The organism is Xanthocytophaga agilis (assembly GCF_030068605.1).
Lineage (GTDB): Bacteria > Bacteroidota > Bacteroidia > Cytophagales > 172606-1 > Xanthocytophaga > Xanthocytophaga agilis.
Map to the genome: position 1 here is coordinate 46,104 of NZ_JASJOU010000009.1, position 11,935 is coordinate 58,038.

11 protein-coding genes and 2 tRNA genes are annotated in these 11,935 nt (G+C 39.0%); 4 read left to right on the forward strand and 9 right to left on the reverse strand.

The window, feature by feature from the left end; all coding sequences use genetic code 11:
* Window positions 1-167: 167 nt before the first annotated feature.
* The 4 genes from QNI22_RS23420 to QNI22_RS23435 are packed head-to-tail and all read right to left on the reverse strand — an operon-like array spanning window position 168 to window position 6,771.
* Window positions 168-446, reverse strand: coding sequence for a CBU_0592 family membrane protein (locus QNI22_RS23420; RefSeq protein ID WP_314514275.1), 279 nt, complete (start codon window positions 444-446; stop codon window positions 168-170).
* A gap of 17 nt (window positions 447-463) precedes the next feature.
* Window positions 464-1,696 carry an alkaline phosphatase family protein gene (locus tag QNI22_RS23425; protein WP_314514276.1) on the reverse strand — a complete coding sequence of 411 codons (1,233 nt, stop codon included), beginning with the start codon at window positions 1,694-1,696 and terminating at the stop codon, window positions 464-466.
* A gap of 35 nt (window positions 1,697-1,731) precedes the next feature.
* Entirely contained in the window at window positions 1,732-3,531 is a 1,800-nt protein-coding gene (locus QNI22_RS23430) for a RagB/SusD family nutrient uptake outer membrane protein (protein ID WP_314514277.1), read from the reverse strand.
* 12 nt (window positions 3,532-3,543) lie between these two features.
* Window positions 3,544-6,771 carry a SusC/RagA family TonB-linked outer membrane protein gene (locus tag QNI22_RS23435; RefSeq protein WP_314514278.1) on the reverse strand — a complete coding sequence of 1,076 codons (3,228 nt, stop codon included), beginning with the start codon at window positions 6,769-6,771 and terminating at the stop codon, window positions 3,544-3,546.
* Between the two features lie 439 nt (window positions 6,772-7,210).
* Between QNI22_RS23435 and QNI22_RS23440 the strand changes: the two genes are divergently transcribed.
* Together QNI22_RS23440 and QNI22_RS23445 are read left to right on the forward strand one after the other, a co-directional pair.
* Window positions 7,211-7,816 (forward strand): TetR family transcriptional regulator, encoded by a 606-nt coding sequence (locus QNI22_RS23440; protein WP_313982624.1) that lies wholly within the window; start codon window positions 7,211-7,213, stop codon window positions 7,814-7,816.
* A gap of 60 nt (window positions 7,817-7,876) precedes the next feature.
* Window positions 7,877-8,341, forward strand: a complete 465-nt coding sequence (locus QNI22_RS23445; protein ID WP_314514279.1) for a hypothetical protein — start codon at window positions 7,877-7,879, stop codon at window positions 8,339-8,341.
* Window positions 8,342-8,414: 73 nt separating this feature from the next.
* On the opposite strand, the gene QNI22_RS23450 is transcribed toward QNI22_RS23445, so the two are convergent.
* Genes QNI22_RS23450 through QNI22_RS23460 form a run of 3 tightly spaced genes read right to left on the reverse strand, consistent with a single transcriptional unit; the run spans window position 8,415 to window position 10,401 of the window.
* Window positions 8,415-8,807: a hypothetical protein gene (locus QNI22_RS23450; RefSeq protein WP_314514280.1), complete on the reverse strand. Its 393-nt coding sequence runs from the start codon at window positions 8,805-8,807 to the stop codon at window positions 8,415-8,417.
* Between the two features lie 58 nt (window positions 8,808-8,865).
* The gene (locus tag QNI22_RS23455) at window positions 8,866-9,450 is read right to left on the reverse strand and encodes a GrpB family protein (RefSeq protein ID WP_314514281.1); all 585 of its coding nucleotides are present in this window, start codon (window positions 9,448-9,450) and stop codon (window positions 8,866-8,868) included.
* 60 nt (window positions 9,451-9,510) lie between these two features.
* The gene (locus tag QNI22_RS23460) at window positions 9,511-10,401 is read right to left on the reverse strand and encodes a PhzF family phenazine biosynthesis protein (protein ID WP_314514282.1); all 891 of its coding nucleotides are present in this window, start codon (window positions 10,399-10,401) and stop codon (window positions 9,511-9,513) included.
* 130 nt (window positions 10,402-10,531) lie between these two features.
* Between QNI22_RS23460 and QNI22_RS23465 the strand changes: the two genes are divergently transcribed.
* Both QNI22_RS23465 and QNI22_RS23470 read left to right on the forward strand, forming a co-directional pair.
* Window positions 10,532-10,837, forward strand: coding sequence for a hypothetical protein (locus QNI22_RS23465; protein WP_314514283.1), 306 nt, complete (start codon window positions 10,532-10,534; stop codon window positions 10,835-10,837).
* Between the two features lie 182 nt (window positions 10,838-11,019).
* A complete protein-coding gene (locus QNI22_RS23470) occupies window positions 11,020-11,493 on the forward strand; it encodes a hypothetical protein (protein WP_314514284.1) in 474 nt (157 codons plus the stop codon).
* Window positions 11,494-11,660: 167 nt separating this feature from the next.
* Here QNI22_RS23470 and QNI22_RS23475 read toward each other — a convergent pair.
* Window positions 11,661-11,746, reverse strand: a tRNA-Leu gene (locus tag QNI22_RS23475).
* Between the two features lie 70 nt (window positions 11,747-11,816).
* A tRNA-Gly gene (locus QNI22_RS23480) sits at window positions 11,817-11,889 on the reverse strand.
* Window positions 11,890-11,935 lie beyond the last annotated feature (46 nt).

Sequence of the window (11,935 nt, forward strand, 5' to 3'; positions counted from 1 at the left end):
TTTCTGAAGCAGGATAGATACAGCTTTGACGAGAAGAGGAAAGTGACTATTTCCCAAAATGGGAGGAAGAAAACATCAGATTCCTATATGAATTAAACATAAACAGATCAAATTCAGCTATTTAAACAAGTAATAGAGCAGCAACTGTAAGAATAGCAGAATTTATTTTATTTCCAGAAACGACTGCTACTGTTTTTGATCTGATCCTGATATAAACCATACAAAGCGATCAGGGTCCAGGTGATGTTAATAAATGCAGAAGGATATGAGATGTCATAGATAGCGCTTACGCCAACCAAAATACCACCCAGAATATTGCAGAGATGAAAAGGATAAGAAGTAGAGGTCCATCTCTTACTAATGAGTAAAAAATAGGAGATCAGAAAAAGTAATGCACCAAACCAACCGAGTATATCAAAGATAAGTTTGAGGTTGGTCTGGTACATAGAATAATTGTAATTCCTTATTTAGTGATCCAGCGATTTACTGTGTTGTACTTGCCTTCCAGCACTACCTTGTAAAAGTCTGAAGCAGGTACATTGCTCAAATCTACTGCAAATTTTCCATCTTTTACTGGTACTTCACCTAAGAGTGTATAGGTGTCAAACTTTCCGGTTTCTTTATAGCCATTGCTGGTAGTAATCCATACTTTCACTTTTCCTTCCGTATCTATAGGTTTCCAACTTACGTCCAGCGCTTTAGCAGTTTTAATGGCTTTAGGCTGAACCAGCGATACTTTACCTACCAGAGGTACACCATCCAGTTCACGAAGTTCGTCAGCAGACAAGGATACATCCAGAAAACGGGCAAGAGTGGGAAGAATATCCACTACACTTACAGGTGATCCTTTTGCATAGGTGTTCAATGGCTTTGCATTGGTTACAATCCAGGAAGCACGTTCCCGTTCAGATTGACCGCCGTGGTTTCTTCCGGTTTTGGCGTCACGTCCATGATCGGTAGTCACAATGATTACCCATTCTTCTTTATTCTCCTTTTGTCTGAGTTTGATAGCATCCCAGAGTTGGCCAATGCGTTTATCAGCAGCTTTTACGGCATCATTGTATTTTTCACTGTCACCATACATATGTCCCATGTCATCCGTAAACTCCAGATATACCCATGACAAATCGGGGCCTTTCTCTTTGATATAACGGGCAGCCTCATCGGTAACAGCCTGATCAATATCAGACATAAACTTTCGCTGTTTATCATGTGGGTACTTTACCGTATCCAGCTCCAGACCGTCAAAGTGATAGTCTAGCTTGATACCATTGGTCTGAGGTAATCCCTCTCCTATCAGTTTGGTCCGGTTATCTTCCCAGCTTGAAAACACAGCGGTTTGTTTATCAGGATACTGATTTTCAAATAAACGGAAAATGGTTGGATAGTGATAGTTAGGAGCCTTGATGTCATTGTCAGGTACATTGTGTTTGTTGAACCACACTCCGGTTAACACATTGGTGTATCCGGGTGCAGAGATAGTAGGCGTTTGCGTGTAACTATTCAGTTCACCACCTTGGTTGGCATTGATCAAGCCTCCTTCTTTGGCAATCTCATGCAGATAAGGCGTTGGCACCTTATCCAGGATGTCACGGGAAACACCGTCAATTATTACAAATACAGCCTTTTTCTTCTGCGCCATTGCTATATTGGCCATAAAGACCAGCATAACAATAGCGATATATTTCTTACTCATTTTCATTAGGTTTGTTTTCTAGTGTATAATCTCGTTTACCAGCCAAAGATCTGCTTCAGATTAGGATTAAGCAATACCTGATTCTGGGGAACCGGACGATAGTAAGACTTTGGCTCCTGAAATGTACCATTATCGGTGGAAGTTTGAACAGTTCCGGACGTACCATTCTTTAGGAAGACCCCAGCATCCTGTCCGATAGATCCAGTCCGGTAATAGATGAAATCTTTCCCTAATGTATTCTTTTCTTTTACAGCAGGAATTGATTCATTGTTGTTCAGCAAAATAATATCCGGAACACCATCGCCTGTGAGGTCGTGTTTGCCCAGGCCAGAAAAATAGATTCCTTCCTGTTCTTTTTCCAGAAGTTTTCCTGCATTCCAACGCATCAAATCATCGTAACGATAACCTTCCAGTGCCATTTCGATACGACGTTCTCTACGGATTTCCAACAAAACAGGTCGCTGTGCTGTACTTGTGTTCGGATACTTTGCATCCTGTACCGGATCAACAGCCGGAGTAAGGGAAAGTTGAGGCATACCTACACGGTTGCGTAGCAGATTGATACTTTGATCCAGATCACCCTGTGTCAGGGTACCTAGTTCAGCTTTTGCTTCTGCATAGGTTAATAGTATTTCAGCATAACGCAATACCGGAATATCCAGATTGTTTTGTACCACAGTACTTGGATCATTCACAAATCCTTTGATCTGATGATATCCTGTGAAGTTTTTAGCCAGTTGCTGTACATACAAACCACCTCCCTGCGAGTAGGTATCTACGTTTAAGAGGTTAAAACCAGGATACGCATACGTCTGACTTAACCGTGGGTCACGATTTTCAAATTCTTTGACAAACGGAAATGTAGTATATCCTGGCTGGTTAGTATAATACGATCCATCTGCCATGAGATAATCCTGTAACAGATCTTTGGTAGGAGACACTTCATAATTTCCAAATACAGTCTCATTCCAGCCACTATTACGGATGCCATTCTCACTATAGGTAGCCAGTAGTACTTCAGGATTGCCATTCAGGTTTTGCTGAACAAACAGATTCATGTAATCCTGTGTCGGGCTTCCGGTTGTGTAGAGTCTAAACTTACCTCCATCCATAATATTTTTAGATACATCGGCTGCCAGTTGCAGGAACTGTGATGCAGTGCTTTCTAGGGCTAACTCGGAATGGTATCTTCGGTATGTACCTTCATACAAGGCAAACTTTGCCTGATAGGCTTTCACAATCCAGCGATTAACAGCACCTGACTCTGAAGTTTCATTTACATGTTCTGCAGCAAATGCATAGTCTTCCATAATCTTCTCTACGACCAGAGAACGAGGGTCTCGTTCCTTCATCAGTAGTTCGGTATCATTGGTGTTGATCACCTGATCATACCAGGGAACGTCAGAATACCGCTTTACTTTATTTACATAAAATTGAGCTCTGAAAAAGCGAGCTAATCCTTCATAATGATTCAGGACATCCTCTGACAAGGGGGCTTTTCTAAAATTTGCCAGAAAATAGTTTACACTTCGAAGCTGTTCCCAATTCCAGCCATTTGGAAATGCAGATGCAGTAGGGTTACCACCCATCACCAGTTTAATCTCAGTTGCTCCTGTTGTAGCTGCATTGTCAGTGGATTGGTCATCATTATAGATGCCCCAACCAGGAAAATTGTACATGTTATTGATATACAACTTAAGATCCTGCTCTCCATTGAAGAAATTATCACTACCAATGGAAGTTGAGGGTTGACGGTCCAGAAAATCATTGTTACAGGCAGAGAAGCTAAGTGCTGCTAAACCCATCCCTACTATATATGTATGTATTCGTTTCATGGTTTGATTTAGTTAGAAAGTCACATTCAAGCCGAAGGAGTATCTTCTTTGCCAAGGATATGCATATCCGTTGCCATTCCGATTCGTATTGCTGGAAGGATCAATACCGGCATTGGCATTGATTGCCTCCGGATCATAGAATTTCTTCAGCGCAGACCACTCATAGAGGTTTTCTCCACTCACATAGAAACGTACATTAGCCAGATGCCATTTTTTTGTAAGGACAGAAGGAAGTGTATATCCAACCGTCAGGTTTTTAAATCGCAGATAAGCTCCATTCAGCATATAACCTGTTTGTGGGATTGCAAGTCCTTTGGCATTACCAGGTGTAGTTCCCAGATTAACATCCGCCAGCCATGCTTGCAGGATTGGGTATTTAGCATCCAGGTTCTGGTTAGCAAGGCCTGCATTGATATATGACTGAGAGTGTTTGCTCATGTCAACTTCACTATCATTGTTTGGTCTGTAGAAATCGAGCAAGTGTTCATACCCACCAGCATAAGGTTGTTGGTAAAAGCCCCAGTATAAATAATCAAGCGGATAATAATCCCGTTTACCTACTCCCTGGAAAAAGGCACGAACATCAAACCCTTTCCAGCTGGCATTCAGATCTATACCAAAACGGTAACGTGGAGAAGTATTACCAATAATTGACAGATCTTTAGGATCTTTGGCAGTCAAACCTGTTTCAATAGCATTGTTCCCATCCAGATCTTTGTACTTAGGCCAGCCTGGTACAATAGCCAATGCATCCCATGGAATAATTGAGGATTCATTTAATGCGTCAATTTCTTCCTGGGTTTTAAACAATCCATCACTTTTCAATCCCCAAATCTCACCCAGTGCCATCCCTTTACGATATTGAGAGAAATTCTCGTTCGGATTGTCAAACTTGGTAATTACCGAACGGCTATCCGATAAGATGAATGTTGCACTGAAAGTAACTGGGTCTTTAGCAGTTTTGAAACTGTTCTGATAGTTGACAGACAATTCCCAGCCACGGTTTCTCAGATCGGCTGCGTTTTCTTTAGGCTCAGCAGCTCCTAGTACATCTGGCAAATCACGTCCCAGTGTAAGCATACCACGGGTATTACGCTGATAGATGTCAAACGCTACATTGATCTTGTTGTTAAACAAACTAATGTCTGTTCCAAAGTTAAGAGTAGTAACTTTTTCCCATGTATAGTCAGGACTTACCAATCCAGGAGTTGATACTTGCAAAGGCAGCGTTCCTCCAATCAGATAGTTAGACAATGAGGAATTCAGTGTAGAAATGTATCCATAATTAGATACAGACTGGTTACCCAATGATCCATATGAAGCACGTAACTTGAAGTTACTTAATACAGGTTGTAATCCTTGCATAAATGCTTCCTGATCTACACGCCATGCAGCAGAGGCTGAAGGGAAGAATCCATACCGTTTGTTGGATGGAAATCGGGAACTACCATCGTAACGGCCATTAAACTCGACGATGTATTTATCATTAAAAATATAATTCAGACGATAAAACCATCCCCGAATAGCCCAGTCACTGATACTCTGCCCCGCTGTAAGTTCACCTGTTGCCAGCCCTATGGTCGGATAGGATGGAGAGATTAGATTGGTTCGTCTGGTTTCGTTACCTTCTGTCCGAAAATATTCCTGGTTAAATCCACCCAACGCTGTAAACTCGTGTCTACTCCATTTCTGTGTGAATGTGGCATAGGTGTTCAGGACTGTGTAATTATCAAACTGGCTGTATTTTCCGGCATAGCTATTTCCTTCCTGACGAACATCATTAGGTCCATAGCCAATCTTGTAAGGGGTTTGATAATAACTTGAATCTCTTGCCCCTCTTCTATAGGTAAAGTCCGCATTGAACTTCAGTACGTCTTTAATCAGAGAGACTTCCCCATTGAATTGTGTCTGCAAGCTAAAATACTTACCAGAAGATTTTCCTCCCTCTGTCAGCTGAGCTCCGGTTCTACCAACCGATGTATTTGCCCAGGTTCCATCCGGGTTAATGTCATAATCAGTAGGAAACAAGTTGTAAATACTGGAGATAGAGTAATTGGAAGGGGTTTGCCGTTTGGTAAAGGTCAGATAGGTGTTATTTCCAAATGAAATCCATGAGGTAATCTGATGATTTACTTTGCTTCTCAAGCTATAACGATCAAAATAATCTTCCGCAATTTTCAGAATACCATTCTGACGGTTGTAGTTTCCAGAAATGTAGTATTGTGTTTTACTGGAACGACCACTGATAGATACAGCATGATCCTGAGAAAAGGTATAATCACTTAAGAAATATCTGGTCCAGTCACGGTTACCCATGTATTCCCACAGCTTGTTATCGCTTGGATTGATGCGTACTCCTGGAATCGAAGGATCATCAGAACGTTCTTTGGCATATTGATAGAACTGATCACTGTAGTTTACGTTGTCCCAGGGAGTATTGTTAGTTGACAACTCCAGTAAACGTGAGTAGATATAAGGGTCTGTAATCTTGTTGGGTAATACAGTCGGTTTGTTAAAAGACAAGTTATTTGAATAACTCACGCTAACGCCTTCCTGGCTACCACTTTTGGTTTTAATCAGAATTACCCCAAATGCAGCACGTGCCCCATAAATAGCTGCGGCTGAAGCGTCTTTGATAACAGAGATAGACTCTACATCCTGTGGAGCCAAACGGTTTAGTTCAACTGCATCGGATGGAACAGCATCAATCAAAATTAATGGATTACCACCATTGATAGATGTAATACCACGGATATTGATATTAGCCGCCGCTCCTGGAGCACCGGAACCAAAGTCAATGTTCAGGTTGGGCACCATTCCCTGAAGTCCCTGAGCTGTATTTGAGATAGGGCGACTCGCTAGTGCTTTGGCACTAACTTGATCAACTGCACCAGAAAGGTTTACTTTCTTCTGTGTTCCATATCCAACTACAACAATTTCTGACAATTCAGAAGCGTCATTTTTCAATAGTACATCAATGGACTTGCGGTTCCCTACTGCGATTTCCTGCTTCACAAACCCAATGTAGGAAAATACCAATACGGATTCTGCTCCGGGAATATTTATACTATAATGCCCATTTGCATCAGTCTGGGTTCCGGTAGTGGTTCCTTTTACCTGAATAGAAACTCCAATCAGAGCCTCTCCCTGGTCGTCTTTGACTGTTCCTGAAATCTTCTGTTGCGCCATCAGGACATGACACAACAAAAATGTCAATAAAGATAGGTAAAGTGTTTTCATGTTTGTTTTTGGGTTTGCGCAAAAGTAGTTCGCCAATATTACCTGTTGATTACCTATCCATTAATAAACTGAACATTCAGTCAATTTATTTTTATGCTTTAGTTAAGCAAACCATTACCCACATAACAAAGACAGAAAACAGTGTATATTCACATATAATCACGTTTATGCTACCTATCATCAAAAAACTGCTTATTTATAAGTTTACATTTGGTCAGATATTTCCAAAACTTTATAAAAGTCAGACGTCAAAACAGGAGCTTTTGCCCTTTGTTAAATTAATTTTATCTGTTATTTACAGCAGCTTTAGAGACATAGAGTGATTGGCTGTATTATGATTTGTAGCTACCTTTGGGTAGTAACAGCGTTGGAAATAACACAGACTATTTGGGAAACTTATGTTCATCTACCTCTATCTATTCGAAAACACTACCGATCAATGGGAAGAAAAAGCTTAAAAGAAGATCAGCAGAAAAAAATCATTGAGGCATTTTATGAAATAGCCAAAAGAGAAGGAATAGAAAATATCTCTTTCGGAAAAATCGCCAAAGAACTGGACATGCATCCAAGTCTGGTAGTTCACTATTTTTCGACGAAGGAAGAATTACTACTGGGGTTGATTGATTTCATCATTGCGGGGTATCAGAATATTTATCTGGCTGAACCGGAACATGTAGATAGCCTAAACAGATTGATTGATGTGTTGAACAATATATTCTCCCGAAAATGGAACAACTACATTGACGACAGTATTTTCTATAATTGCTTTGCTCTTATATTCCGCAACAAACTCATCAAACAACAATTTCAGGAATTACATTTGTTACTACGCCAATGGCTGGAAAACCTTATTCAGGCTTGTGTAGACCAACAATTAATTGTCTGTGAAAACCCCGCTCAAACGGCTGATCTGATCTTTGTGATTTCAGATGGTGCATATTATTTCCTCAGTATGATTGAAGACCCTGATCTATATCAGGAACATATGGAACGATACAAGGAAGCAGCCTTTAAGTTACTGCATCTGGAAAATGCATTACAATAGCTAGCTACCATTTTCCTGTGACACATATTTTTATTTTGTGATAACATAGAACTCTCCTATATGATTGATCCTATTATAGTAGAAAATTATTACCAACCTTTAGAACAGGAAGAACACAACGTCTTAAAATACAAGCTAGAGCTTTATATTTTCATTATCATCTGTATTATATTATTTGCTGGTCTTGCTGTTCTTCTAATTATAACTATAGAAGAGTTGTTAGATCAATTTATAGCAGGAGTAGGAGGTCTTTTGGCGTTCGGCACTTGTATCTATTATATAGCCAAAAAGAGTAAAGATTACAGACAAGACATCAGAAATGGATATAAGATTGTATATACAGGAAAAATTGAAGGTAAAAGAGAAGATTCATCTGGCGAGAATACTACCTATCATTTTACAATACTTAGAACCGAGTTTACCCTCTCTCTTGAAGATTGGAATGACATTCAGACAGACCAAATGGTAGAAATACATTTTGCTCCTAAAAGTAAGCGTATATTTAAGATTGTTGTACAACATTAAATTATGTTATAAATCACATAGAAATAGATATATACAAGTTTACCTCAGATTTTCTATGTACTAACTTTTGTGATCAAGAGCCTTTTCTTTTTTGACTCTGATCATACAGGAACTCACTTATACTAGAAGAGAACTGCAGGTAAAAAGCAGAAAAATAGTAAAAGGCAATAAAAAAGAAAGTCATAGAGAAAACTTTATGAGATAAATCAAGATTGGCAAACTGAGAATTATATAAGAAGGCAGCTCCAAAAAGATACATTCCTGTCAAGATCCATTTTGCAAACCGAAATCCTTCATACGTCAGTACCATCATAAAAATAGCAACTGCTGTCCGAATTATTTTTGAAATTAAATTTGGATGTCCATCCTGAAAGTAAGAGGCCAGAATAATTTCAAATGAGAGAAGTATATCTGCCGCAAATAGCACTACTAGTTGAACTTTGCCTTTGGATATTTTGGATTTCATATATCGGTAATAGGAAGGCAACTTACTGAAATTATCGATTATTATGTCAAGGCAAACTTTATTTTACTTTATTCTGCTCTACAATCTGGTCTATCTCGGTTTGGGTAATACCTGTTTGCTTTAGGATTTCTGTAATAAAGCCTGTTTTTCCAGCTACATATTGATCCATGTCAAAAGGATATAGAGTTGCCAGTTCTCTTTTTAATTTGGCATACTCAGAGATCTTTTCAGGATGCTGCCTTAGATAATCTCTGAATTGCAAGTGATTACGCAAACCGGTGTTACCTTGCAGGCAAGCATATAGATGGTGTGATGGCCATGTCCGTCTATCTGCTACTAGTGGGATAGTGTCAGATAATCTTTTGAAAGATTCTCGTCCTGTAATGCCAAGGTCTCCCTGATGCCGATATCCTAAGTGAATCAGTTTTTCAATAACCTTGTTCATTGTCTCTTTGCTCTCAACAACCAAGTCAATATCAATAATCGGTTTTGCCGCTAATCCTACTACAGAAGTACTGCCAACATGCTCAATAGATACTACTAAATCCTGCAGACATTCCTGGTAAACAGACTTGAGTTGTTCAAATGTTATGTGCCATGCAGGGTTATACTCTTCCAGCGTTATGCCTGATTTTCTTTCCATTCTATTTTTGTACTATAAAAACATTTCAACTATAAAGAGTGACTAAAGCTGCCACATATATTACAAATAGACTACTCCCTGCATAGTAACCACAGAAGATCCACCCACATAAATTCCATCCTCTTTTACAACGACATTGATTAAAGAAGGTTGATTTAACTTTACTCCCTGTAAAATCTGAGATTCCTGATCTTGCTGGATGACTTTGTTATTACACAGGAAACCAGCTAATGGCCCGGCAGCAGTGCCTGTTGCAGCATCTTCATCAATCCCAATCAATGGATTAAAGAAACGGGACTGTACAATATAACTTTCTGTTGACTCAGGAAAAGCAAAACAATAGAATCCTTCAAAATCAAATTGTTTTGAGAGTTCAATCAATGCATTGGCATTTGGTTTAATACTATTTAGCAGATTAATACTTGAAACAGGTATCATCGCATGTGCAACTTCTGTTTGTGCTATGGTTGGGATAAGTTGACGAACAACAAGATCTTTCTCACTTAACCCCAACGCTTTCGCAAGAAGATCAAAAGCTAGCTCCTGTCCAATCTGTACAGGTTTTTGCCTCATTTTCACAACAGGTAATCCTTGGGTCAGATTATCTACAGTGATCGCAATAGGTGTGTTCTCCATCAGAACCGTTAACGAGAGTGTATGTTCACTAATGAGTCCTTTTAACAAAGCCCCACTGACAGCTCCCAATAAGTTATGTCCGGCCCCTCCTACTTCTACTCCAATTGGAGTAAACGAACGAACCTGAAGCATCTTTTGCACTATAGAATAGTACACGAATGAAGTTTCGGAGTAGCCAAATTCCCGTGAGATATTTTCATATTGGGAATGGATTAAATTACCATCTGTAAATACAACAGACAAAGGATTTCCTTTATAACTCTCTGTTGTGAATACGTCCAGAACATAATAGGCCAATGAGTTTCTTGCTTCCATGTCAAAATGTATCAAAATTGTATGGTTAAATGCAAGTCTACTCTTTTTTATCTATTTCCAGGTAGAGTAGATAAACTTTGCTTGCATTTGAATGAGCATACTTTACTAGATGAACGAAAATTTTCGAAACATGAAAAAGGATAAAAGTATACTTGAGTTGATGAAAAAATTAGATTCCCACCTTAAAGCCAACTCTTTAAAAATAGTTGACTATTGGGAAGCAGATCTTTGCGCAATAGGTTTGAGAAAAGAAAATCGCCTTATCTATATTTCCACATATAACTACCTCAATGATGATGACATGCGATATGATTTTGATTTGGAGTTACTAATTAATACAAACACTCCTAAATCTCAAATTATAAAAGAAGGCAGAGCAGTAAATGAAACTGAACTTATAACAGAAATATGCTCATTTTTAGCTACTGGAGTGTAAGGCAATCAGAAACCTATTATTCCTTACAGAAACTTCTAAAGAAATAAGGGCTAGAGTATAACTATCCTATTTATCATTGTATCCATTTATATCATCACTATTATTGTGCTGGAAATCAGATGGTCTAATCTACACAAAGCGGCTGTCTGGTTCTGATACCTTTGTCTTTAGAAATAATATTTATGAGTGAATCGGACTATCAAATTAATCTGGAAAAATATCACCAGCCTTTGAATGAGAATGAAATAGAAAGATTAAAAGAGAGCAGAAAAATACCTCTTTTCTTTTACATCTTCCTTTTAATTTTCTTAGGTTCCTTTATCTGGTTTGGTTTCTATATAGACCATATTATCGCCAGGATTTTTTCAATTCTCATAGATCTTATCTTCTTTTCTGCATTCTCATATAGTATCCTTAAACGCAGAATAACTATTAACAAAGACCTGAGAAGTAATCAAAAAGTTGTTTACAAAGGGCCAATAACCAGTAAAAGAGAAGATTCATTCGGATACAATAGCTCCTATTATTTCACTATACTACAAACAGAATTTGATGCATCCTTTGATAAGTGGCAACAAATCCGTGTTGGTCAAACAGTAGAGATTCATTTTGCACCTAAAAGCAAATTTATCTTTACACTTACACATCTCGATTAATATACAGATTTCGTTTTTCTTTATAATCGTGATCAATGAAACGAAATTTAGGAGACAAATAAGGGACAAAATCCTCCGGAGTATGGGATAGAAGGGTACAAGAGAAATAAAAAACCCCTCTATTCAGTGAATAGAGGGGTTTCCACAACTAATTATACATTATGTTGTACCGGGGACGGGAATCGAACCCGTACGAACTTTTACGTTCACAGGATTTTAAGTCCTGCGTGTCTACCAGTTCCACCACCCCGGCTTCAATTATGCATAGGCATAACTGCTGAAAGAAAAAGTCCCGAAAAAGATCCGGGACTCGACATTCAGTGAGCGGGAGACGGGGTTCGAACCCGCGACCTCGACCTTGGCAAGGTCGCGCTCTACCAGCTGAGCTACTCCCGCTTGTTGCGATTGGGACTGCAAATATAGCGGTCGTAATTCACAATGC

Excerpts from the sequence above, each read along its gene's own strand:
- QNI22_RS23420 (WP_314514275.1), bottom strand. The coding sequence starts at position 446 with ATGTACCAGACCAACCTCAAACTTATCTTTGATATACTCGGTTGGTTT.
- QNI22_RS23425 (WP_314514276.1), bottom strand. The coding sequence starts at position 1,696 with ATGAGTAAGAAATATATCGCTATTGTTATGCTGGTCTTTATGGCCAAT.
- QNI22_RS23430 (WP_314514277.1), bottom strand. The coding sequence starts at position 3,531 with ATGAAACGAATACATACATATATAGTAGGGATGGGTTTAGCAGCACTT.
- QNI22_RS23435 (WP_314514278.1), bottom strand. The coding sequence starts at position 6,771 with ATGAAAACACTTTACCTATCTTTATTGACATTTTTGTTGTGTCATGTC.
- QNI22_RS23440 (WP_313982624.1), top strand. The coding sequence starts at position 7,211 with ATGGGAAGAAAAAGCTTAAAAGAAGATCAGCAGAAAAAAATCATTGAG.
- QNI22_RS23445 (WP_314514279.1), top strand. The coding sequence starts at position 7,877 with ATGATTGATCCTATTATAGTAGAAAATTATTACCAACCTTTAGAACAG.
- QNI22_RS23450 (WP_314514280.1), bottom strand. The coding sequence starts at position 8,807 with ATGAAATCCAAAATATCCAAAGGCAAAGTTCAACTAGTAGTGCTATTT.
- QNI22_RS23455 (WP_314514281.1), bottom strand. The coding sequence starts at position 9,450 with ATGGAAAGAAAATCAGGCATAACGCTGGAAGAGTATAACCCTGCATGG.
- QNI22_RS23460 (WP_314514282.1), bottom strand. The coding sequence starts at position 10,401 with ATGGAAGCAAGAAACTCATTGGCCTATTATGTTCTGGACGTATTCACA.
- QNI22_RS23465 (WP_314514283.1), top strand. The coding sequence starts at position 10,532 with ATGAAAAAGGATAAAAGTATACTTGAGTTGATGAAAAAATTAGATTCC.
- QNI22_RS23470 (WP_314514284.1), top strand. The coding sequence starts at position 11,020 with ATGAGTGAATCGGACTATCAAATTAATCTGGAAAAATATCACCAGCCT.